Below are 22,767 nucleotides of genomic sequence, written 5' to 3' on the forward strand. Positions count from 1 at the left end.
AGGATGGCGCTTTGGACAACTATCTGATCGTCAGCGATATCGATGGGACGCTGGCCGTTGATCATAAACACGTGACGCCGCGGGTGCGCCGCGTGCTCAACGAACTGATGGCCGCGGGCAACGATTTTTATGTGGCAAGCGGGCGCATGTACAATCTCGCCGAACAAATGGCGGCCGAAGTGGGACCCCAAGCGAAAGTCATCGCGTCAAACGGCGCCGTCTATGAAGTGGCCGGCCGGCGCGTCCATCATTTGCTGGGCGAGGCGGCCCTGACTGCGGCGGAGCGGGCGACCGCTGCCGAAGCGCTGAACGCCGTGTTTTTCAGCGATAGCCACGTCTATTACACGCGCACGCCGCCAGCCGCCTTGGAAGCCGCGCTGGCAATGTTTGTCACCGATGATGCGCCGATCGAAGTGGAGCAGCTTTTCGACGAGGCGGGCTTGTTGAAAAAAGCGGACGCGATCACCAACGGCCTGGTCCTCAGCATGAACGACGCAGGGGCCTTGCAGCGGGCGCATGACGCCTTGACCGCCAGCGCGCTACTGCACGTGTCTGCGTCGGATCCCACCAACATCGAGCTCATTCCCCACAACGTCGACAAGGCCCACGCGGTTGCGGAGCTTCAGGCCGCAACCGGCATCCCGGCCAGTCGCACGATCGCGTTTGGCGATGGCCTCAACGACATGGGGATGCTCGCCCAAGCCGGCATCAGCGTCGCAATGGGCAACGCGGTGCCGGAAGTCAAACAAGCCGCCCGCTACGAGACCCTGGCCAACACGGAAGATGGCGTCGCGGTCTTTTTGGAAAATTGGTTCGCGTGATCACCATGCGGTCTTTTTGGAAAAATGATTCGCGTGATCGCCCCAGCGGCGCAACATGAAGGCTTCTGCACACTATTTTCCCAAGAGTCGTGCTACGCTTGAGTGAGACAAAAGGAGGATTCGCCATGTATTCTGCAAAAAGTGATCGTTATGACCAGCTGCCGGTGCGTCATGCCGGCAAGTCTGGGTTGGTACTGCCTGTCGTGTCGCTCGGCCTGTGGCAACATTTCGGGTCCGCCGATCCACTGGCGGCGCGCCGGCAAGTGATTCTGTCCGCGTTTGACCACGGCGTCTTCCACTTCGATGTGGCCAATCATTATGGCGACGGGGATTTCGGCTCCAGTGAAAGCCTGCTCGGCCAAATTTTGCACAACGAACTCGCGCCTTATCGCGACGAATTGGTGATCTCAACGAAGGTCGGCTACGAGATCCATCCCGGCCCATTCGGCACTGGCACCTCGCGCAAGGCGGTGCTTCAGGGCATCGACGACTCGCTGCGCCGGCTGCAGTTGGATTACGTCGACCTGTTTTACGCCCACCGGTTCGATGACACCGTCGACCTGGCGGAAACCGTCCGCGCGCTGGATGACGTCGTGCGGCAGGGCAAGGCGCTTTACATCGGCATCTCCAACTTCCAGACGCCGCAAGCGCAGGAAGCCATCAAGCTCTTCCGCGAGCTGGGCACGCCGTTTGTCGTTGACCAGATGAGTTATAACTTATTTAATCGCGGCGTTGAGACCAGCGGCTTGCTGGACCTGTTGCGCAAGACCGGGGACGGGCTGGTCGCGTATGGGCCGCTGTCGGAGGGCCTGCTGTCGGATCGCTATCTCGGCGGCATTCCGGCGTCGTTCAAGATTCACCCGACCAACGAGGCGACTTTTGCAGGGGGCCGCGAAGCCGTCGTCAAGCAGCTCAACGCGCTCAACGAGCTGGCGAAAAATCGTGACCAGACGCTGGCCCAAATGGCGCTCGCCTGGCTCCTTCATGATCCGGTCGTCACGTCCGTCATCATTGGCACCACTTCGGTCGAGCATCTTGTCGACAACTTGGATGCGGCCAAGCACCTGACCTTTACAGCGGATGAACTGGCCGCGATCGACCAGATCATCGGGTCATGATCGCCGTTTTGCTCAAATAACGGGTTGTCCGACTGCGTGATTTTGATGCTCACGAAAATCGGACGCCGTTTTCTCCCAACGGGCGCGCGGCCCCGCCGTGACGTCAGAGTTGCCCCATATACAATAGAATAAACACGTCATGAACTGTCAGCCAACGCTGGCAGTTTTTTTGATTCGAAAAATATTTTTGTCAATAACGGGGTTTATTATTTATTTTCGGCATTCCGACCTGTTACGATTTATTTATGGCAAAAGTTATCGCTTCCATAACAAGAATGGAGGGATGATATTTGAACCGGTTGCGAGATCCTTGTGCCTGTGTGTGAGTTGATGTGTTTTTTTACAATCAAGTTAGGGGGAAGCAAATGACGAAGAAGATCGTCCATGGCGTCATGGTCCTGATCTTGCTGTTGGTGCAGCTGCAAAGCCTTGTGACTGCCCGCGTTGCGCAAGCTTCGAGCGGGTCGAGCACAGTTTCGCAGAGCATCATCGCAAATGATGATCTCTCCATGACCGTCGATGGCGTGACCTCTGGTGAGACTATCGAATGGACTGTCACGTATGAGAAAAAGGCGGCCGGTTATGACCGGGCGCTCAAACTCCGTGTCAGCGCAAACGAGAATTTCGATACCCAGTTGACGCCGATCGGCCAAACAGCTTTCCACCGCATGCAGGCTCAGGGCGATGACCCTGACCAGCAGTGGTGGATCGAAAAAGAATATGCGCAAAGTGGCAACGGGACTGTGAAATTCACCACACCACGCGCGCAAAACACGGTGTATGTTGCGGCTCAATTGAGCCAGACCACCGATGACGGGAACACCGATGTCCTCACCGGTGTCGACGCCGCCGCCCACAAAGTAACACTGGATACCAGTGTTGTGGACGTGCCGGCTGAAGAAGTTGACGTGCCAGCAACTGAAGAAGAAGCTGCTGTAACGGAAACTGCCCCGGAAGCCAATCCATCACAGACAGATACGACTGACCAGACCGCGACTACCCCCGCAGCGTCTGAAGAGGAAAGTAGTCTGAAAGTCGATGAATCACATCAGATCACCTCGTTTCTGAGCTGGAGCGGTTTGAGTCGTGTGTCGGGATCCGCCTCAACAAACGATCCGTTTACCTACACAAGTGTGGGTAATGATAGTCGGTATCCTTCCCACGGAACGTCTATCAGTGATGATTCGACCTACGTTAACTATAACTACGGTCTGAAGAATCCGGAACGGTATGCTGAAGTGTCTCCGACCACAGACGTCACCCTCAATATGGATACGGGTTATCACAAGTATACCGATGGCGATATGACCGTTGGGTATACGAAGAAAACAGTCTCTGCCACCGACGATCTGGATACATTCAAGGTTCAGCTCGATATGATCGGTGAACAGATTCAGCCCGTTCCGAAAGTTGATATCGTCATGGTTCTTGATCACTCCAACAGTATGACCTTCAAGGATGATGAGGATGACAGAGGGAACGCGATTGGTGATACTCGCTGGCAAAAGTTGGTCAAGGCTGTCGATACATTCGCAGACAGTGTACTGGGCACCAACAATAATGTCCAGATGGGTATGGTTTCTTTTGCTGAGGTAGACAGTCGCTCCTATGCCGAAATTGGGTCTTTTACCAGTCTCAATAACAATGGGAAATTTACTGGTTTTACAACGGATGCGGCCACATTTAAAAATCATCGATTGCTTGACGCCCCTGCATATGCAAATACCCCGACATTTTTAGGTGTTGACGCCGGGCTTCATCTTCTATCTAACGAAGATATGGGCGCAAGAGACGATGCACGTAAGGTGTTGATCACCGTGACAGATGGCGAGCCAAATCGACAGGCTTCATCCAGCTATTACGGTAGTTACAACAACTTGAACTCTCTGACAGCTTCTTTCTTAAATACTAATAAGGTTTCGCAAAGCATCTCGCAGAATGGATATGCTCGTAAATATACTGCTGCCACGACTCAGGTATCGACCACGAGTACGGTGACAGGAACCGTCAATTTCATTAATAGTCGTCTAGACCAATTTACCAATGTCTCCTCTTGGGCTATCGGTCTTTACACCAATACAGATGCAGACAAGGTGCTGGACGCACTTGGACCTGAAAAGCAAAATTTCAAGGCAGAACAGGTCCATGAATTGGAAGAAGCGCTGCATCTCATTTCTGCCCCGTTCATGAAGACTATTTGTGATGCGACTGTTGTTGATCCTATGAGTGATTATGTAACGCTACAGACGGGTTCAGTGCGTTCTTACCGGTTGACGGTTGGTGATACTGGAATTCCGCTCCAGCAAACGATCACTCAGTCAGATAATGATTATGCGGCGCAGATCAATGTTCAGACCTCGAGTAACCAGATCAACCTTAGCAACGTCTGGCTTGGTCGGAATAATGGCACCCTTCAAGGATACCGTATTACCTATGAAGTGAAGCTGAAGAGCGAATATCAGGATGGGCTCTTCTATCCGACCAACAAATCGACCTATCTGACGAACAACGCGGAGGATACTGCTGACCATCTACACTTTGCTGTTCCGTCTGTTCGACTTAAATCAGAACGTGATCTGGTTGTGAAGAAAGACTGGATAAATGATGACGAGAACGCCAACGGGCTTCGTCAAGACGTGAAGATGGTTCTTCAACGAAAGAACGCAAGTGGTTGGGAAAATGTCAAATCGGAGACGCTCTCTACTTCGAATAATTGGACACACACCTTCACAAACTTACCGAGGTATGAAGATGGCAAGTTGATCGAGTATCAAGTTGTTGAAAAAGTTGTGATCGATGGTGTCGAGAAAGATCGCGTGCCAGGTTATTACGCGCCAACATACTCAACGAGGACTGAAGACGGGGTTGTAACCTGGATTGTGAAAAATGAGTTGAAAACTATCGACTTTGGTTTCACCAAATATCGAGTAGACACTAATACCACGTGGAGTGGAATTCGCTTCACGCTGATCAGTCAAAGCAATCCTCAAATAGAAAAAAACGCATACTCTTTGGATAAGGGACGTGTCGATTTCTCGGGTCTTTCGGCGGGTATTTATACCTTGATCGAAGAGGCCCCAACCGGGATCAAGCCTGTGGCCCACACTGTATTCGTGACAGACACCGAAGACGGCTTGTCAGTCACTAGCACACTTGGCCCAGACAACCAATTCATCAATGAATTTAAGAACTACGAGCTGACGTTCATCAAGACGGATTCCGAAACGGGTGCAGCCCTTGAAGGCGCTAAGTTTGCCCTCAAACAAGATGGCGATACTTTGGAAGAAACTGCTACTGGTTCAGATGGTAAGATCGTTTTCACGCACGAACTTGCCCCTGGTGACTATGTGCTTGAAGAAACCGAAGTGCCAGCTGGCTATCTCCAGCTTGACGAAGACATCCACTTCACAGTTAACAATAATGGCACCGTCACGCTGACGGCATACACCGGTAGCGACAGTGCAGATGTTAAGGTAAAGCTTGGATATACAATGCAAGGTGGCGATACCTTGAATAAAGTGACCATCACGGCAAGCAACATTCCAGAACGCGAAATCTTGCCACGTACTGGCGGACCTGGTATCTGGGGCTACATCGCTTTGGCCACCTCGCTGGTATTCCTGGCAGGTGGGCTGATGGTCCACAACCGCAAATCTGTGAAGGAGGGGCAGTAACATGAAAAAGAAGTGGCTTTTATTTCTCGCCGCGGCCTTAATGGCATTGCCTTTCCTTGGAAAAGCGGCAACTGTTCAGGCAGCACCAGCTTCTAGTGATGACATCCAAGTTGTGCTTCACAAACGTGTTTTCCGTGAAGCGCGAATTGTCGATGAACAGAATCCTTGGAGTTATGAAAACGATGGGCTTGCGAAAGAAAATGACCCGCTTTCGTTTGGGTTGAACGGCGCGAACTTTGTCGTTTATGACCTAAGCGACCGCTTGGCGGAAGATCTTGAAGCCGCAAAGGGGACGGGTAAATCACAAGCCGATGTGAAAGCCGAGTTAGTGGACGAATTCCGTAAACTCGGTCGCCGCCAATCGCTGGAATACGCTGCGGACAATAATCTCCGCAATGTGACCCCGACTGGCTCCGGCAAGACTGGCTATGACTCGGAACTGGACGAAAACGGGATCGCGCGGTTTGACCTGCCGACCTATACCAGCGACGGCCAAATGGCAGCTTACTTGCTTTTGGAAACGCACGTTGATAAAGACACCTTGCTCAACGTGGATATGTACAAGCGGGCACTGCCGATCGTGGTGATCACCCCGTTTGCTAATCCAAGTGACCAGACCAAGTTGCTCGATACCATTCACGTTTATAGCAAAAACATCGGTTACGTTCGAGATCCGTACTTCTTCAAGTATGGGAAAAACGCTGATGGCACCGAAGTTCCGCTGCAAGGCGCAACCTTTGCCATCACCCGTTACGAAAATGGTCAGAAGCTCTATCTGTCCATGAGCCCCGTAACTGACTTGCGTAACGAATGGATCACCTCTTCTGACCCACTGAACGACTCTCGTGTCGATAAGTTCGTTTCTGACGAACGCGGCCTTGTCGATTCAGGACAGCGCTTCCTGCCTAGTGGGACTTTCTACTTCGAAGAATTGACGTCTGTTTCAGGTTATATCAATGACCTGACGCCGACCTCAGTGAAGATCGAGATTCCAGAAGAATGGTATGACGAAAATGGTAACTTCAACTATGTAACCATCAACGGCCAGAACCTGTTGGAAGCAGAATCCGGGATCGTTCCGGAAGAAGCAATTGCGCTGGCAATGCCGCGTATCTACAACAGTCAGGCTTCAACAACGACAGCCGCCACCCCGACAACGCCATCCAAGCCGAGTCAAAGTGGCATGCTACCAAGCATGAGCGATGCTCAGGCGTGGCTCTTGGCAATCATCGGGCTTGTTGTGATGGTTGGCTCCTGGTTCATTATTCGCCGTCGTATACAAAACAAGGCTATTAATTAAGCCGACACTCACTCTTTATGGGGAACTTAATCAATGAAATCAGCAACCTTTACCAAACTTACCCGCACCGCTTTGGCCGGAATGATGGCCTGCTCAATGGCACTGACCGCGGTTGCCGCAACGGCTTCAACTGGCGGCGTGATCGTGCGTGCAGCGGAGAACAAAACATCTACGAAAACAACTTTTGAGCTCCGTAAGAAAGCTATCTATGACAATACCACTGAACAAAACACCGGTAGTAGCATCTCCGAGTTCGAGGCGCTGGAATCGCTTGGCGGTGTGACATTCACGCCATACAATGTGACACAGTGGGTTCAAGACAATACATCCGACTTTGACTCCGCCGAGGATGCAGTCGACTACCTGATCGACCATTGGAACGAGTTGAAGAACTCTTTCGTAGCGCTACCTTCCGATATTACCGAAGAAGGTACGGGTATTGCGAGCTTCGAACTACCAACTCGGACGACGCTCACCAATGGCAAGTCCCGTTATAGCATTTATCTGTTTGAAGAAACAGCAAGTGCACATGATGGAAGCTTCATGCGGGCTGCCCCTATGGTCGTTGGGATGTCCTCAGAATTGGAAGGCCTCGACAAAGTGATTCTCTATCCAAAGAACGTTGGCCTACAAAAAGATCTCTATATTGATAACACAATCATGGATGACTTCGATGTTTACAGCTTCGAAGTAGGTCAGGAATTGACCTATAAGTCGACCATGACAGTTCCAGAGAACATCCTGCAGACATACATTGGCGAAGATGAGAAGGAACATTACACCTATCAGTATCTGAGCTTCCTCGATGTGATGACCGAATCTGGTACTGATTTCGGGGCGGTGACGTCGATTATGACTAACGACGCGACACCAATTGATCTGTTAGATGAGTTCAATGAGTTCGGCAGTGCAATCACCTCAAATGACAACGGATGGGCCTCGTCCCTTGCCACAGTCCCTGGGTTCACCGGTGAAGCCAACGCTGGGTTCTACTACAACTTTAAGTTGGGTGACAACCAGTTGGACGAAGAGACCCAAGAACTTCTCGAAAAGATGGCTGGCAAGACCTTGACCTTCACATATAAGGTTACGCTCAATGAATCGGCGTTCGAACATCTGGACATCGGGAACAACTTCTACGTGAAATACCACGATGGTCAAAGCGACTTCACGGTGAGTGACGGTGCACCGGTGGTGGAAACTTCAGGCCACGATTTCACTAAGATTAGCAGTGCTGACGCTAAGGTGACTTTGGCAGGTGCGGAATTTGTTCTGAGTCGCAATATCGACGGGACAACCGAATACGCGAAGTTTAACTACGATGTCTCGGCACCGGCAGACGGGGTATATGCGCCATCCAGCATCACTTGGTACAAGCTCGGAGTCGGTGAGACGCTTACGACTGCGCAAGGTAATGGTGATGTCTCGACATTCACGTCGAATGCTAGTGGCCTTGTCGGGTTCCGTGGCCTCGCAGCGGAAACGCTGGAAGATGATGGGAACGGGGGCACTAAGAAGAATCCTATCAATTACACACTGACCGAAACGAAAGCTCCAGAAGGGTATGAGATCAGCGCCAATCCAAACACGCCTTTCACTGTTTCTCTGAGCGCTGTTGATATTCCAGGGACTACTATTCCTGGTGTAAAAACAGACAACATCACCAACACCCCTGACAAGTCCATTCTGCCTGTCACGGGTGCCAATGGGATCATTGGCTTCCTTGTCCTTGGGGCGGCTGCCATGGGTGGCGCGACCATTTACAACAAGAAGCGCAAGGCTTAATCACCGCAAGATCCTAACTTTTGCTTCACGCCGAAACGGGCCACCGCGCCCGTTTTTGGCGTAGAAAGGAGATCGTATGGCCAAAAAGGAAACGCAACCGCCAACAAAGAAACGCAAGAAGCGCCTATTTTCTGACATTCTGGTGATCATCATCTTCTTCAGCGGACTGGCGGTGTTCGCCTATCCTTTTGTGGCAAATGCGGTCAACAATCTCGTTATGTCCTATCGGCAGAAGCAAGACGCGGCGATCATCAAGGAAAATGCCAAGAGGCAAGCCGCCGAGCGCGAGGCGCAAAACAAGAAGATCGCGGAGATCGGTCTGCGGCCAAACGCCGACATCTTCAAGGCAACAGGCAAGGTCAGTGGGACAGCTGCGTATTTGCAGAAGCACCTGATCGGGGCGGTCACCATTCCCAGCATTCGCATCAATATTCCACTCTACGATGATACGAATGAAACGACGCTTCAATCCGGCGCGGCGGTCTTGCCCGGGACCAGTTTTCCAACAGGCAAGAAAAATACGCACACGGTGATCTCGGCGCACAGCGCGCTACCCGGCAAGCAACTTTTCACCGACCTGGAGAAGGTGAAAAAAGGCGAGCAGTTTATTATCACTGTTGATAGTAAGCACATGGCCTACGAAGTCGATACCATCGAAGTCGTGGAACCGGATGACACCAGCTCGCTCAAGCTCCAGGCAGGGCGCGATATTGCGACCTTGATGACGTGCACCCCTTACATGATCAATTCCCACCGCCTCCTCGTCACCGGCCACCGTGTTCCGTACACGGAAGAACTTGCGGCTGATACGAAAAAGGCGGATCAGCACCGCAACTGGCTCAGCATTGCCATCATCGCCCTGGCGGTGGTGGGTGCTGGGCTGGCGATCTGGCTGATCGTGCGGGCGGTGCGCAAGTATAAGGCGAAGAAGGCGGCTGCGGCCGGCGCCGGCACCGAGGCGTTGGCGGCGAAAAATGTCACCGAATCGCCGGCATCTGGCGCGACGGGAGACAACGTGGACGGTCATGCTGCAGACAGTGCAGGCGACCAACCGGATTCCCATTCACCCTCATAAGTAGTCAACAAGAAGCAGTCGCAAACTCTAATGCGGCTGCTTTTTTCATGCCCAAAATGCAGCACTAATAAGGCCGCGAAACGCCGTAATACCAGCGCTTCGCGGCCCTTAAACCGCAACCCAAACGAATTTTACTTCCTATTAAATAGTAACCACAGACCCGGGCCTCAGCCTTACAGTTCCCGATGCCGAATCACCGCCGCAGACCCGACAAGCGAGAGGCGCACCAGCCCAATGCAGGTGCCGAGATAGGGCCACAGGGCGTCTGCCTTCAAACCAGTTTACGCCAGCCCAAACCGCCGCAGATGATCCGCCAGATATTTTCCGGTATGGCCGGCGCCACTGGCTGCGACCTGCGCCGGGGTGCCGGCCGCGACAATCTGGCCGCCTTCACTGCCGCCGCCCGGGCCCATGTCGAGGATGTAATCGGCGTTGGCCAGCACATCCAGGTCGTGCTCGATCGCCAGCACCGTGCCGCCTGCATCGATCAGCGATTGGAAAACACCGAGTAGCACCTGAACATCAAGGGGATGTAGCCCGACAGACGGCTCGTCGAAAACAAACAGCGTCCCATTTTGCGCCCGGCCCATGTGCGCCGTCAGCTTCAATCGCTGGGCCTCGCCGCCGGATAACGTCGGGGTGCTTTCGCCCAGATGCAGATAGCCGAGCCCCATATCATGCAGCGTCTGCAAGGTCTTCTCGATCGCCGGAAGCGCCTCGAGCACAGGCAACGCCTCGTCGACCGAGAGATCCAGCAGGTCGGCAATGCTGCGGTCGTGCCAGCGGACTTCGAGCACCTTTTGCGCATAGCGCCGGCCGCCGCATGTCGGACACACCGTTTGCATGTCCGGCAGATACTGAATGTCCAGATTGATGGTGCCGGTGCCGCCGCAAGTTGGGCACGCGCCAGCCGCGACATTATAGGAAAAATCGCTTGCGGTATAGCCGCGTTCGGCGCTTTCGGGCAGCCCCGCGAACAGCGCCCGCAGATTGTCCAAAATGTTGGTGTATGTGGCCACCGTGGAGCGCACATTTTTCCCGACCGGACTGGCGTCGATGGCAACGACCCGGCGCAACCCGCCGCGAACGAGGTCGCGCGTCCAACTCGGCGCCGGGGCGGCCTTGGTCGCGGTGAGCGCCGGGACCAGGCCGTCGAACACCAGCGTCGATTTGCCCGCCCCGGAAAAACCGGAGACAACGGACATCTGATTGAGCGGCAGGCGCACGGTCAGATCATGGAGATTGAAGCGGTCGGTAACGGTCACGCCGAACCATTTTTTCACCAGCGGCTCGCGACGCCGGGCGGTGGACCGCACGGAAAGCGGCGCCTGGCCGGTGAGAAATGGGCCGATGAGCGACGTCGGGCGCGCGGCGATGGCGGCTGGTATGCCTTGATTGAGCAGGCGGCCGCCAGCGTTGCCGGCACCTGGACCGATCTCGAGGACCTGGTCGGCAGCTTCGATGATCGCGGTGTCGTGGTCGACAACAATCACCGAATTGCCCTGATCGACCAGGCTGCGCATCACCTCCAGCAGGCCCGCGACATTGGCGGGATGCAGGCCGATCGACGGCTCATCGAGGACGTACAAGACGCCGGTGGTCTGGGTGCGCAACGTCCGGGCCAGCTGAATCCGCTGGAGTTCCCCGGTCGACAGGCTCATGCCGGCGCGGCTGAGCGTCAGATAGCCGAGGCCGAGATCACGCAACGGCGTCAGAATCTGGGTCAACTCGCGCAGGATGTCCTGGGCCAGCGGCTGCATGTCATCCGGCAGCCAGGTGAAAATAGTGGGGATGAAGGCCGTTAATTCGGAAAGCGTCATCTCGGACACTTCCGCAATATTTTTCCCCTTGAGCAACTGCGTCAACAACTCCGGCTTGAAGCGGCTGCCGTGGCAAGTCGGGCAGGTGCCGAATTCGTAGAACTTGTTCAGCCGCGCGATCGCCCGCTCGTTGGTCGTGGTCTTCATTGAATCCTCGACGGCATTGAACGCATTCTCGTACACCGCGTTGTCCATGTGGAAAATTTTGCCCGTCTTGGACGGAATGTTGATGGCAAAAGTCTGCCGTGGGCCATGCCACACCATTTCCTGTTGGGCGGCGGGCAGATCCTCAAACGGGGTGTCGATATCGACGCCGGCGTATTGCGCGACGATCTGCATGAAGTTGCGGCCGGGCAGCCGCCACGAGGCCACGGCGCCTTCGCGAATGGTTTTCGCTGGATCGGGAATCAGGCGGCTGACGGCGAGTGTTTTCGCCTGACCGGTACCGTCGCAGGTGGGGCAGGCCCCCGTCGAGTTGAAGGCAAAATCCTCGGCGCCAAACGCGCGAAATGCGACGCCGCAAGTCGGGCAGGTGATCACGCCCATGCCAGAGCCCGGCACATTCGGCAGATCCATCGCCTCGGCGATCTTCAAGGTTGGCGGCACCTGATGCCCATTGGGACAGCGCGGCGACCCCAGCCGGGAAAAGGCCAGCCGCAGCACATTCAGCGCCTCGGTCGTCGTGCCCACGGTCGAACGGATGCCAGGCACCACCGGTCGCTGCCGCAACGCGATCGCGCTGGGGATGTGCTCGACTTTTTCCACCTTGGCGTGCCCGACCTGGCCGAGCCGGCGCCGCGTGTACGTGGACAGCGCGGAGACATAGCGGCGCATGCCCTCCGAATACAGCACGCCCATTGCGAGCGACGATTTGCCCGAGCCACTGCGGCCGGTGATCGCGACAAGCTGATGGAGCGGAATGTCGACAGAGAGTTGCTTGAGATTGTGCTCATACGCGCCGATCACGCGGATGGCGTTTGGAATCGTGGTAGAATGCATGTAAACACCTCGAGAGAAGGAAAAATATGCAGCTGGATCAACGCGCATTGGCGCATCGTTCGATCAGAAAATTCACCGGCAACTTGACGGCGGAGGAACGCCTCGCCTTAACGGATGTGGCTCAGGCCACGGCGAGTTCGCGCTTTGGCCAGCAGTTCTCGCTGATTCACGTCGCGGATCCGGCCAAGCGGGCTGTGATCGCAGGCATCACCCATGGCGATTTTGTGGCCGGCCCGACCGGCGACTTATTCATCTTCGTGGTCGACCAACACCGCAACCATTTGTTGATGCAAAATAGCGGGCAGTCCCTGGCCAATTTGGAAAACTGGGACGCGTTTTTGGCTGGCGTCTTTGACGCAACGCTGGCCGCCCAAAACATGGTGGCCGCCGCGGAACGAAGCGGACTGGGCGCCTGTTTTCTAGGCAGCATCCTCAACGACCCGGCGCAAATGATCGACTTGCTCAACTTGCCCCAGCACACTTTTCCGCTGTTGGGACTGATTGTCGGGCGTCCCGCCGAAACGCCGGAAGCCAAACCCCGCTTGCCGCATGACGCGGTGGTGGGCGAGGACACGTATCCGAAGGCCGTGCCGCTTGGCGATTACGATGCGCGGGTTCAGTCTTATTATGCCACACGTTCCTGGGGCGCGCGGGATGAGCGTTTCACCTCGATGCTGCAGGCACAGCTGACCGCCGATCTGGCGCATCGCAATGAGATTGGCGCGATCTTGAAGCGGCAGGGTTTCAATTTGCCGGACCGGGCGGAATAGCGAGATTGGGATGATGCCTGTGCGACAAAAAAGACCCGAAGCAATTCGCCTCGGGTCTTGGATGACACATGTATGACACGGCACTGGGAAAAAACGTTGTTTTATCCCAGCCCCTGTATAGGTGCGCTGATTTTACAGCAGTGTCGTGGGCCAAATGTCCGGGTCCGAGCAGCTAAGGTGCCAATCACCTGGTCCAAAGTGCGGACCTGGCGCTTGGGACACTTACCTGTCGGACCCAAAACCGACATTTGTCCCACTTCCATTACATGTCGTCGTCTTCATCGTCCTCTTCCTCATCGTCGCAGTCCACATCGATCGGGCCGGCGCCGTTTGGATGGGCCTGATTGAGCAGAATGTTGGCCTTGGCCAGCAATTTGATCAACTGCTTGAAACGCTTTTTGCCCAGGCCATCGCGCACCGTTTCCATCGGCGCCTGGTACGTCGGCGTCAAGGCAATCAACTCCTCTTGCCCCTTGGCCGTCAAACTCAGCGTGAATGAACGGTTGTCCGCGGTATCCATTTCCTTGGCAAGCAGTTGGTCGGCGATCAGCGGCGTCAGCATTTTCGTCACAGCGGCCTTGCTGATGCCCATCGCCTCGGCGACTTTGCTGGGCGTCGGCGGCGTCTTTTCCGCAGCGACCCAAAACAGCAGGTTCTGTTGGCTGATCGGGCGGCTTTCGTCACCCAGCGGCGGCACGAGCCGGGCGAACTGGTTCAGCGTTTGGGTATAGCGCAAGTTTTTGGCAGTCATGGGGATCCTCCTCTTATTTTCCTTACTTTAATCATAACGTTATGAACCGTGGTAAACCAAATGAAAGGCATCAAGATGACAGAAAACACACGTCTCGGGGCATTAATAGAATACGCAAAACAGGCGGCCAGCGCGGATCACAGCGGCCACGGCTTCGACCACATTCAGCGAGTCGCGGCCACGACGCGCAAGCTGCTCGCCGAAACGCCTGAAGCAGACCCGTCGATCGCGCTGGCCGCCGCGATTCTGCACGATACCTACGACGATAAATTGGTGGCCGATCCCGCGGTTGCGCGCGCAAAAACGCAGGCGGAATTGGCGGCAGTCGGCGATACCCCCGACACGCAGGAGCTGATCTTGGCCATCATCGATCACATGAGTTTCAAAAGCAATCTGGACGCGGCCCAACCCCTGCCTTTAGAAGGTCAGCTGGTGCAAGACGCCGACCGCCTGGATGCGCTGGGCGCGATTGGCATCGCCCGCGCGTTTATGTTCGGCGGCGCACATGGCAGCGTGATGTACGACCCGGACATTGCCCCGCGTGAAACAATCACCCCGGCGAATTACCGCGAGGCCGTCCCGGTGATCAATCATTTTTATGAAAAATTGCTGCGCCTGCCGGCCACGATGAACACCGAAGCGGGAAAACGCCTCGCGATGCAGCGCGCCAAGGTGATGCAGGATTTTCTGGCGGAATTCAAAGCGGAGTGGCATGGCGAGGCGTAAGCCGGGGTCCAGCGAACCGCGCGTCTGGCTGAGCCTCTGGCCAACGACGTTTGGGGCGCGTCGGCATAGGCCTGCGGGGCGGCCCACCCAGCGGCAGCGCTCTTTTCGTTGGCGAAGGGAGAGAAATGCCCAAAAGTAGCACATTTTTGTGGTTTTGGCTTGCGTGATTCGCGGATTCATTGTATATTGATTGGGCAGGTTTTTTTACAACCATGCCGTCTTAGCTCAGTAGGTAGAGCGCATCCATGGTAAGGATGAGGTCGCTGGTTCGAATCCAGTAGACGGCAGCAGGCCCAACATCGCGGGATGTTGGGTTTTTTTTTACCTTCAGCGCAACTTTCAAGAATCGAGGTGCCTTCATGTCAGTCAAAACAATTGTCCGCCGCGTGTTCACCCTGGTCGTGATGTTTCTGGCCTATCAGATCGGCGAGGCGTTTGTGCTGGTGCCGGGACTGATCAGCCGCGGCACCACGCCGGTCGTTTACACCGCCATCCTGTTTTCCGCGATCTTCGGCGGGTTGATCGCCCTGCTTTGGCGCGTGTATGCCACCAATCATCAAGCGGACCAGGATCCGTTCATTCATCGCCAGCCGTTTGACGGCAAGCGGGCACTCTTGATGGTCGGCTTGATCGTCGCGCTTTTTGCCGTTCAGGCGCTGTCGTCGGTGTTGATCTCTCATCAAGTGGCCAGCGAATCGCAGAATCAGGATCTGCTCCTGCAATATTTGGCCGAGTCGCCGCTTGCCATGACCCTGATCGTCGTCGTTGGCGCGCCGCCCGTGGAGGAGCTGCTGTTTCGCGGTTTGTTGATGCAAGCCGTACCGCATCCGGAGAAAAAATCGTGGCGCTGGCTCGCCGCGGGGCTTTCGGCGATCGTTTTTGGCTTGGCCCATGCCGGCGTCAGTGATCCCGTCAATTTGCTCGTCTATTCGGCGATGGGCTTTGTTTTCGCCAGCGCCTACACGCTGACCGGCGACCTTCGCTACAGCATCGGGCTTCACATGTTGAATAATTTCGCAGCCCTATTTTTGCCATGAACAATGGGGCTGAGGCTTAGGTGAAAATAGAAAGTGGAGGCACGCCATGCAGATGCGGGCACTCACACCGGCGGATGCCGCGGCCTACCTGGTCTATCGGCGCGACACGCTGGCGCATGATCGGGATAATCCCTACAACCAAAATCGCATCCGCCAAATGACGGTGGAAGCGACGATCACCCCGGTGCTGGCCCGCATTGCCCAGGCGGCGCGCCCCGATGAAACCGGGATGCGGCAACGCACGCTGTATCTGTTCGATGACGCAAACACCGCGATTCTTGGCCGCGTCAGCATGCGTACCCATCTCTCCCCGGCGATGCGCGGGTATGCCGGCCACATCGGTTACGACGTTGCGCCAAGTGCCCGTGGTCGTGGGTTAGCGAAGTGGATTCTGCGAGACGCCGTGGCGCAATATGCCGGTGTCGTGCCATTCGTCATTGTGAGCGCCGCAGTCGGCAACTTGGCCAGTCAGCACGTGATCGAAAGCTGCGGCGGCCAGTCACAAGGCATCCATGAGCGCGACGGGGAGCGCTACTATCTTTACCAGATTCCCACGACGCAAGCCTGATCCGGTGATCTCAAAATTCAGAACGCAAAAGACCCGCAAGCCGCGAAAAATTTTCGTCGCTTGCGGGTCTTTGTTTTGAAAAATTGGGTGTGCCGGCTCCGAGGCAGAGGCACTGCGCCAGTCCCTTACACCCGCGACGTCTTTTCACTGCGGTCGATCGTGGTGAAACTGTCTTCCGGTAACGTCGCCAGCAGGGGACTTGGCTCGTCCAGCGCTACCAGGGTCAGGTGATGCAAGGCGCGGGTCGCCAGGGTGTACAAAATGTCGCGGTCCGCTTCGGCGGCATAGGTCTGCGCCGAGATGTCATAGCCGATCACGGCATCAAACTCCAGCCCCTTGGCCAGGTAGACTGGCATGATCAAGCAGCCCGTTTTCATCGTGTGGTCCGCTGGGGTCAAAAGGGTGCTCGGAACATCCAGCTGAAGCGTCGCAAATAACTGCTCGGCCGTTTCGCGATCACGGGTCAAAATGGCGACGGTGTTGTTGAACTTGAGCTGTTCGTTGACCAGGCGCGTGAGATCGTTGCGCACCGCGGCCGCCGTGGTCGTCACCAGCAATGGCCGGTCGCCATCGCGGTTGAAGGCCAGGATGTGGTCGTGCTCCGGCAACAGATTTTTCGCAAAATCCGTGATCGGGCGCGTCGAGCGATAGGACTTGTTCAACGTGATCAGGCGCACCGACTGACGCGCGAAGACTTGCTTGATGGTCGCGAGAAAATCGCCAGCTTGATAATCGCTCGTGAACACGTCCTGCTTTGCGTCGCCCAGCAGCGTGAGCTTGGCCTTGGGAAACGCGTGGTGGAGATAGGCGAGCTGGGCCATGCTGTAGTCCTGCATCTCGTCAACGAAGACGTACCGAATGGCGTGGTTCGTCCCGCCCCCGGTGATCGTGTCGCGCAAAAAGAGAATCGGCGCCGCATCCTCCAGCCGCAGCTCGTGATGTTCGAGGTCGCTGGCACAGGCCTCCGCCATCGCGGCCCACGCCCCGGCACTGACTGTCGGCGCGGTGATGGTCGTCAAAAAGCGGGCGTAATCCTGATAACAGTCCAGGAAATAATCGTTATAGATCGCGTCATAAACTGGCGCGAATGCCTTCGCCACCAATTTTTCCGCGATGAAGCGCTGCTCCTGATCGCCGGTCGCAAAGCGCCGGCCCGCCAGCATCGTTGTGACCTGCTCATCCGACAGGGCATCGAGGGCGTCTTGCACCCAATCGTCGCCAAGCGACATCTTGATGCGCTGACGCAGCCGCTTGATCAGCGTATTTTTCGTATCCGTGAACTTGTTTGCGGCAGTCGCCTTGGCCGGCTGGCTCGCGTAGATCTTCGTGATCGTCTCAGCCGAGAAAAAGACTTCGCCGTTGAGCATAATGTCGATGAAAAATGGTACCTGATCCGGCGTTTGCGTATACGCACGAATCAGCGTTAAGTAGGCCGCATTTTCCTTGAAGCGGCGAATGCGCTTGGCACTATCCGGCAGGCCGGCGCGGTCGCGTTCATAGCGGTCAAACAGCGTCTCGACCTGAAGCCCCGAGAACCGTTTCGCGAAAAATTCGTAAAGGGTGGCCTGCCGCATATTTTTTTCGCCCAGCGATGGCAAGACCGCCGAGATATAGTTGGCAAAGAGCTGGTTCGGGGAAAACAGCACCATTTCATCTGCGTCGAGGTCTTTGCGGCTGTGATACAGCAAGTACGCCACCCGCTGCAGGACCGCCGACGTTTTTCCGGAGCCCGCGACCCCTTGCACCACGAGCACATCGGCCTTGGTGTCGCGAATGATGTCGTTTTGTTCCTGCTGAATCGTGGCGACAATATTTTTCATATAGGCGTCGCTTTGCTGACCCAGCACCGCCTGCAAGATCTCGTCGCCGACCGTTTCGGACGTGTCGAACATATTCGTGATCGCGCCGTTTTCGATCGTGAACTGCCGCTTGTTGAGCAGTGTGACCGTCGCCGGCCCGACTGGCGTTTCGTAAGTCACCGGCCCCAGCGTGCCATTGTAATAGATTGCCGCGATCGGCGCGCGCCAATCATAGACCAGAAAGTCGTCATTTTCGTCGATGAACGTGCCCATGCCGATATAAAGCGTGTCGACCGCGCCGTCCTCTTCAATATCGATCCGGCCAAAATAGGGATTCTGTTGAAGCAAGTGCAGCCGCTGCGCCTCGTGCTGCAGAATCGTCTCGTTTTCGACCGCCCGCGCGACCATCATCTTCTGTTGCTGGACAGCGGCATTCGTCTCCATTCGGTCATCGGTCTCGGTGATATTGACCTTCGTCGCATCCCCGTAAGCCTGCTCGACGCGCGTGGTTTCCCGGTGCGCCGCGTCGATCTGGCGCGCGACCACCTCGAGCCGCGCCTCGATCGCGCCCATCACTCGCGTCACCCGCGCCTGTTCCTCATCTCTGCTTGCAAGTTCCACGTTGCCGCCTCCCTTCGCACAATGTTCTTAATAGTTTAGGCCAATTGCACGCTTGTGTAAAGTAAGAACCGGACGCGGTTGGGTCTGGGGAAAATAGGGCGGTGGGCAAGGTGATTGGGTGGGGTTACCGCTCTGTTTCTGGTCCCGCTACTGGGGAGAAAAGCCTGGACTGGCAATAGTGTGTCGCCGCTCGACTTTGACCCAAACAAGGCCACCGAGAATCTGATGTGATGCCATCACATTAGTTGCTGATTGCGCAGAAGGAAATCAGAACAGTAGACTTAATTTCCCGGGTTATGAAAGCAAAGTTGTGTGACGGCATCACACTAGTTAATGATGCTCAGGGGGGGCGTGCGGACGCATCGGGTTATGCCGTATCCAAGATGGCTTGTTTTGGCCTTGATATAAAGGCATTTCTCGAAGACACATCATTTGCTTCTACAACAAACCGCGCCAGATCGGCATTTCTGTCGATCTGGCGCGGCTGTCAGGTTGCGCTTTGGTGCATTTTGATGGGGAGTTGGTCATTTCGAGCGCGAACACGACTCAGAATCACGCCTGAGCGAACCAGCCGTGACGATTTTCCGGGAGATCGATGAACCGTGTGCTCAGAGTGGCAATTCGACCCGCGTATGGCCCGCTGTAGTCGGAACCATCAGGAGAATATATGGTCGCCCGGCACCGGCCTCGTACTGCGCGGCCGCCACGGTGAACGACAGAACAAAGTCATTGCGTTTTGCGTTGTTCAGCTGGGAAAACTGCAACGGCGAGCCGTCCAGATGGGTGATCTCCGCCACGGCCAGCGCACTATACGGGACAACGAGCCGAAGATTTTCGTTAAAGCTGCGATTTGGTCCGCGATCCCCGTAGCGACGCGGCTTTGTCTGCTGAATCGTCATTGTCGCGGTGATCCGATATGTCTCGTGCTCGCGGCGCGCGGTGAGGCGGCTGAAGGAAAAATCGAGCCCGGGAAAATGCACTTGTTGATCTCGGTCGATCTTCATCGTGCGGATTGTTTCGGTGGTCGCGGCGTTGACTTGGTGGTAGCGGACTGCTGCGCCGAAGCCGAGTAGCAAAATTGCCAGCAGGATGCCGCCGCGTTTAAGCCACTTGTTGTTCAATGAGATGGCCCTCCTTCACTTTGACGCGCCGGGTCGCAACCGCCTCGATAAACTCGCGGTCGTGGGAGGCGATCACAAACGTGGACCCGAGGTTGCGATATGTCCGGATCAGGGCGGCGAGGGTCGTTTTGCTGTCTTCGTCAAGCGCGTTGGTCGGCTCGTCGAGGACGATCAGTGGCTGGTGGCCCAGCAGCGCTTGGGCGATGCCAAGCTTTTCCCGCATTCCCAGTGAAAAATCTTTGACCCGCGTCTTGCTTCTGGGATCCAGGCTGAGCTCGCGCAAGACAGCGGCGATTTCCTCGTCGGTGACGTCGGGAATGAGCGTCGCCAATAGCTTGAGATTCTGAAAGGCCGTGAAGTCGTTGATCAGGCTCGGATTTTCGATCAAAATACCAGCCTTCAGTGGATAAGCTTGGCCCAGGTGAAAAGGGTGGCCGTTGATGGTCAGCGTGCCAGTCGAATCGGTTAAACCGAGAAGTGCCTTGAGCAACACCGTTTTGCCGGCTCCGTTCTCACCTTCGATGGTCAAGATCTCGCCTGGCTCGACGGTGAGCGTGATGCCGTCCAACAGCACGGCTCCGTGACGCAATTTTCGACTGAGATGTGTTGCGACAAGTAAACTCATTTTCTATCACTCCATTTTCCAATCAATTGCCAAAAGCCGAGGGTATAAGCGCCGCACAAAATGATCAATGTCCCAAGCGCGATGACCAGCGGCGCGGGGCCACCTTGCCAGCGGGTCAGCATCGCATCTGCCAAGAGATTCGGCCAGGCGGTGTAGACCGTGATGACCTGCCAGCTGAGTATTGCGAGGAGGCCGGCGAACCGGTTGCCCCAACTCAGCCAAGTCTCGATCAGCAGTATCAACCACATGACCCCAAATAAAGTTGCGAGATACCAGCCGTCCACAGGCGTCCTGCCGAGCAAAAGGCCGCCGGCAAGCAGAAGCCAGTATGCGCCGGCCCATTCTGCAATGAGCATGAGGTCCACCAGCGCAAATTGTCGGCGACTGAAGCCGTGGCCCCAGATCTGAATGCCTCGTCGCCGCCACAACCCCGGAATGGCATCCCCGAGTGCAAGCACCGGCAGTTGGAGTAAGACGACCCAGGTGACGGGAAAAACAATATGCGCGGGCGAGCTGTCCGGTGCATTGCCGCCAAGCAGTATTTTCGCCAGCTCAAAATGGGGATGCTGGTACGACTGCCAGGTCGCACCGCCGATCACCAGCCCGGCCAGCCCGATGAAAAACGTGAAGCGGCGCCAGTTGACCGCCCAAAAGAAGCGCGTCTGATGCTTGATCAAGCGCCACATCACAGCGCCTCCCTTGCAGTGGCCCAGCGCAGAGTCGTTACCACGAAACCGGTCAGTCCGAGCAAAATGAGCTGATCGCCTGCTGCACGCATCGGGGTCAACACGGTGGCAAACGCAAAGATCAGCGCGGGAACGCCCGCGACCGTCAGTGCAAATAGGCCCGCTACGGCCAGCCAGGTGATGAGAAATGCGGCGATCCGCGAGTGCAGCGTGGCGACGAGCAATTCCGCGCAGCTGCTCACGAGGAGTTGTGTCAGCCAAAGCGTCAATACCGTGCGGCCGGCCAAGCCCAGATCGAGGAAGCGCAGGCTGTGTGTCCAAAGCAGGCCGCCAAGAACAAACAAGCTCCACCAAATGAGCAATGCGGTCTGGGTCACCAAGAGGCGAAGGACGCGCTGGCCCCAAAGAACCGCACGTGTGCCACACGCGGCCGCGTCGAGCCCCCGGAATGTATCGGTGGTCAAGGTCGCTACAAGACACAATGGAAAATAGACGACCAGAAACTGGAATCGATCAAACACCGTATTTTGCAGGGCATATCCGGATAGGCTTGCGTGAAGGCCATGGCAGGCAAGACTAGCGCTGAGGGCCGCCGCGAGCACGAGCCAAAGTTGCCAGCGCCGGTGCCACAAAAACCAGCGCCAAGTCTGCTCAACGATTGCTTTCGTAAGCACGCACGCGCCCTCCAATCATGGTCAGCCCGGCGACCACAAGCACCACGATCACGGTCACGCCGGCGACGACCGCCCCGCTCAGCGTTGCTCCGGCGCTTTCCCGCATGAAATCAGATGGCACAAAGCTCACATGGACGGGCAGGGGCAGCAAGAGGTTCGCCGCCATTAAGCCAATCTGCAAAAGCAGTCCCGCCGCCACTGTCAGGAATCGATTTTTCAAAAACCAGGCCATTGCCGTGGCGAAACTGGCGAACAGTCCACTCCAGGTTGCCGCCAGCAAGATCGAGGCCAGCGCGTGCCACAGGGGATGCGTGTAATAGAGCCCGACCCACAAGGTATCTTGCGACATGACGGCAATATTGAGATTGAGAAAGAAGTCGGGCTTCAAATTCGGCAGAAGCAAAAAGAAGCCGAAGAAGTTGATCAGGAGGGTACCGCCCACCAGAACTGCGCCCAAGAGAAAGCTGGTCACCAGATAGCCCCAGGCGACCCGCATTCCCCCACGCCGCAAGATCAGTTGCTGGGTGAAGCGTGTCTGCCGGTCCTTGGCGATCAGCGTTGCCCCGGGAATGGCGGCGAGCAGCGGCACTAGCAGGAAAAATAGAATGGGGATGAAGCTGAATTGGTCCATCGACAGCCACATCGTGTAAGGCGAGTCGTGAAAAACACTACTGCGCTTGGCGATCTGCATGGACGATTGCCCATATTGAATGAGGCTGATCAGCATCAACAGGGAAAAACTGAGCAGAACTGGCCGCCGCTCGATACGGCGGAAAAACAGATGCGACATGGGGAGG

The 22,767-nt window shown here is 56.0% G+C and carries 18 protein-coding genes and 1 tRNA gene; 11 read left to right on the top strand and 8 right to left on the bottom strand.

Annotation, left to right across the window (positions count from 1 at the left end; translation table 11 throughout):
* Window positions 1-11 precede the first annotated feature (11 nt).
* The 6 genes from EKM95_RS05290 (at window position 12) to EKM95_RS05315 (ending at window position 9,773) form a co-directional block, all read left to right on the top strand.
* The gene (locus EKM95_RS05290) at window positions 12-821 is read left to right on the top strand and encodes an HAD family hydrolase (RefSeq protein ID WP_125696806.1); all 810 of its coding nucleotides are present in this window, start codon (window positions 12-14) and stop codon (window positions 819-821) included.
* 125 nt (window positions 822-946) lie between these two features.
* Window positions 947-1,939: an aldo/keto reductase gene (locus tag EKM95_RS05295; RefSeq protein ID WP_125696807.1), complete on the top strand. Its 993-nt coding sequence runs from the start codon at window positions 947-949 to the stop codon at window positions 1,937-1,939.
* Between the two features lie 365 nt (window positions 1,940-2,304).
* Window positions 2,305-5,613, top strand: a complete 3,309-nt coding sequence (locus tag EKM95_RS05300) for a vWA domain-containing protein (protein ID WP_125696808.1) — start codon at window positions 2,305-2,307, stop codon at window positions 5,611-5,613.
* Window position 5,614: 1 nt separating this feature from the next.
* Window positions 5,615-6,913 carry a pilin N-terminal domain-containing protein gene (locus EKM95_RS05305; protein ID WP_125696809.1) on the top strand — a complete coding sequence of 433 codons (1,299 nt, stop codon included), beginning with the start codon at window positions 5,615-5,617 and terminating at the stop codon, window positions 6,911-6,913.
* Window positions 6,914-6,946: 33 nt separating this feature from the next.
* Window positions 6,947-8,698, top strand: coding sequence for a SpaH/EbpB family LPXTG-anchored major pilin (locus tag EKM95_RS05310; RefSeq protein WP_125696810.1), 1,752 nt, complete (start codon window positions 6,947-6,949; stop codon window positions 8,696-8,698).
* A 76-nt stretch (window positions 8,699-8,774) separates the two neighbouring features.
* Complete coding sequence (locus tag EKM95_RS05315) at window positions 8,775-9,773, top strand: class C sortase (RefSeq protein WP_125696811.1); 999 nt, start codon at window positions 8,775-8,777, stop codon at window positions 9,771-9,773.
* 281 nt (window positions 9,774-10,054) lie between these two features.
* Here the strand turns inward: EKM95_RS05315 and EKM95_RS05320 are convergent, their stop codons facing one another.
* The gene (locus EKM95_RS05320; RefSeq protein WP_125696812.1) at window positions 10,055-12,592 is read right to left on the bottom strand and encodes an excinuclease ABC subunit UvrA; all 2,538 of its coding nucleotides are present in this window, start codon (window positions 12,590-12,592) and stop codon (window positions 10,055-10,057) included.
* Between the two features lie 26 nt (window positions 12,593-12,618).
* On the opposite strand from EKM95_RS05320, the gene EKM95_RS05325 reads away from it, so the two are divergent.
* The gene (locus tag EKM95_RS05325) at window positions 12,619-13,362 is read left to right on the top strand and encodes a nitroreductase family protein (RefSeq protein WP_125696813.1); all 744 of its coding nucleotides are present in this window, start codon (window positions 12,619-12,621) and stop codon (window positions 13,360-13,362) included.
* A gap of 262 nt (window positions 13,363-13,624) precedes the next feature.
* Here the strand turns inward: EKM95_RS05325 and EKM95_RS05330 are convergent, their stop codons facing one another.
* Window positions 13,625-14,113 carry a MarR family winged helix-turn-helix transcriptional regulator gene (locus EKM95_RS05330; RefSeq protein ID WP_125696814.1) on the bottom strand — a complete coding sequence of 163 codons (489 nt, stop codon included), beginning with the start codon at window positions 14,111-14,113 and terminating at the stop codon, window positions 13,625-13,627.
* Between the two features lie 75 nt (window positions 14,114-14,188).
* Between EKM95_RS05330 and EKM95_RS05335 the strand changes: the two genes are divergently transcribed.
* From EKM95_RS05335 to EKM95_RS05350, 4 genes are all read left to right on the top strand, one after another.
* On the top strand, window positions 14,189-14,839 hold the full coding sequence (locus EKM95_RS05335; RefSeq protein WP_125696815.1) for an HD domain-containing protein: 651 nt from the start codon (window positions 14,189-14,191) through the stop codon (window positions 14,837-14,839).
* 214 nt (window positions 14,840-15,053) lie between these two features.
* Window positions 15,054-15,126: transfer RNA gene (locus EKM95_RS05340), tRNA-Thr, on the top strand.
* Window positions 15,127-15,198: 72 nt separating this feature from the next.
* Window positions 15,199-15,876 carry a CPBP family intramembrane glutamic endopeptidase gene (locus EKM95_RS05345; protein WP_125696816.1) on the top strand — a complete coding sequence of 226 codons (678 nt, stop codon included), beginning with the start codon at window positions 15,199-15,201 and terminating at the stop codon, window positions 15,874-15,876.
* Between the two features lie 46 nt (window positions 15,877-15,922).
* Window positions 15,923-16,444 (top strand): GNAT family N-acetyltransferase, encoded by a 522-nt coding sequence (locus EKM95_RS05350; protein ID WP_125696817.1) that lies wholly within the window; start codon window positions 15,923-15,925, stop codon window positions 16,442-16,444.
* A gap of 125 nt (window positions 16,445-16,569) precedes the next feature.
* Here EKM95_RS05350 and helD read toward each other — a convergent pair whose 3' ends face one another.
* The 6 genes from helD to EKM95_RS05380 all read right to left on the bottom strand — a co-directional run bounded on the left by helD (window position 16,570) and on the right by EKM95_RS05380 (window position 22,760).
* A complete protein-coding gene (helD, locus tag EKM95_RS05355; RefSeq protein ID WP_125696818.1) occupies window positions 16,570-18,864 on the bottom strand; it encodes an RNA polymerase recycling motor HelD in 2,295 nt (764 codons plus the stop codon).
* 608 nt (window positions 18,865-19,472) lie between these two features.
* Complete coding sequence (locus EKM95_RS05360) at window positions 19,473-19,985, bottom strand: hypothetical protein (protein WP_125696819.1); 513 nt, start codon at window positions 19,983-19,985, stop codon at window positions 19,473-19,475.
* On the bottom strand, window positions 19,966-20,610 hold the full coding sequence (locus EKM95_RS05365) for an ATP-binding cassette domain-containing protein (protein WP_125696820.1): 645 nt from the start codon (window positions 20,608-20,610) through the stop codon (window positions 19,966-19,968). The genes EKM95_RS05360 and EKM95_RS05365 overlap by 20 nt, the downstream gene beginning before the upstream one ends.
* On the bottom strand, window positions 20,607-21,296 hold the full coding sequence (locus tag EKM95_RS05370) for a hypothetical protein (protein ID WP_125696821.1): 690 nt from the start codon (window positions 21,294-21,296) through the stop codon (window positions 20,607-20,609). The genes EKM95_RS05365 and EKM95_RS05370 overlap by 4 nt, the downstream gene beginning before the upstream one ends.
* Window positions 21,296-21,970 (bottom strand): hypothetical protein, encoded by a 675-nt coding sequence (locus EKM95_RS05375; RefSeq protein ID WP_125696822.1) that lies wholly within the window; start codon window positions 21,968-21,970, stop codon window positions 21,296-21,298. Before EKM95_RS05375 ends, EKM95_RS05370 begins: the two co-directional genes overlap by 1 nt.
* The gene (locus tag EKM95_RS05380; protein WP_125696823.1) at window positions 21,948-22,760 is read right to left on the bottom strand and encodes a hypothetical protein; all 813 of its coding nucleotides are present in this window, start codon (window positions 22,758-22,760) and stop codon (window positions 21,948-21,950) included. The genes EKM95_RS05375 and EKM95_RS05380 overlap by 23 nt, the downstream gene beginning before the upstream one ends.
* Between the last annotated feature and the right edge of the window lie 7 nt (window positions 22,761-22,767).

Origin of the sequence: Lacticaseibacillus yichunensis (genome assembly GCF_003946405.1) — a bacterium.
In the GTDB taxonomy this organism is placed as follows: Bacteria; Bacillota; Bacilli; order Lactobacillales; family Lactobacillaceae; genus Lacticaseibacillus; species Lacticaseibacillus yichunensis.

Bases quoted from the DNA above. Each gene is read 5' to 3' on its own strand.
- EKM95_RS05295 (WP_125696807.1), top strand. From the start codon at position 947: ATGTATTCTGCAAAAAGTGATCGTTATGACCAGCTGCCGGTGCGTCAT.
- EKM95_RS05300 (WP_125696808.1), top strand. From the start codon at position 2,305: ATGACGAAGAAGATCGTCCATGGCGTCATGGTCCTGATCTTGCTGTTG.
- EKM95_RS05305 (WP_125696809.1), top strand. From the start codon at position 5,615: ATGAAAAAGAAGTGGCTTTTATTTCTCGCCGCGGCCTTAATGGCATTG.
- EKM95_RS05310 (WP_125696810.1), top strand. From the start codon at position 6,947: ATGAAATCAGCAACCTTTACCAAACTTACCCGCACCGCTTTGGCCGGA.
- EKM95_RS05315 (WP_125696811.1), top strand. From the start codon at position 8,775: ATGGCCAAAAAGGAAACGCAACCGCCAACAAAGAAACGCAAGAAGCGC.
- EKM95_RS05320 (WP_125696812.1), bottom strand. From the start codon at position 12,592: ATGCATTCTACCACGATTCCAAACGCCATCCGCGTGATCGGCGCGTAT.
- EKM95_RS05325 (WP_125696813.1), top strand. From the start codon at position 12,619: ATGCAGCTGGATCAACGCGCATTGGCGCATCGTTCGATCAGAAAATTC.
- EKM95_RS05330 (WP_125696814.1), bottom strand. From the start codon at position 14,113: ATGACTGCCAAAAACTTGCGCTATACCCAAACGCTGAACCAGTTCGCC.
- EKM95_RS05335 (WP_125696815.1), top strand. From the start codon at position 14,189: ATGACAGAAAACACACGTCTCGGGGCATTAATAGAATACGCAAAACAG.
- EKM95_RS05345 (WP_125696816.1), top strand. From the start codon at position 15,199: ATGTCAGTCAAAACAATTGTCCGCCGCGTGTTCACCCTGGTCGTGATG.
- EKM95_RS05350 (WP_125696817.1), top strand. From the start codon at position 15,923: ATGCAGATGCGGGCACTCACACCGGCGGATGCCGCGGCCTACCTGGTC.
- EKM95_RS05365 (WP_125696820.1), bottom strand. From the start codon at position 20,610: ATGAGTTTACTTGTCGCAACACATCTCAGTCGAAAATTGCGTCACGGA.
- EKM95_RS05370 (WP_125696821.1), bottom strand. From the start codon at position 21,296: ATGTGGCGCTTGATCAAGCATCAGACGCGCTTCTTTTGGGCGGTCAAC.
- EKM95_RS05380 (WP_125696823.1), bottom strand. From the start codon at position 22,760: ATGTCGCATCTGTTTTTCCGCCGTATCGAGCGGCGGCCAGTTCTGCTC.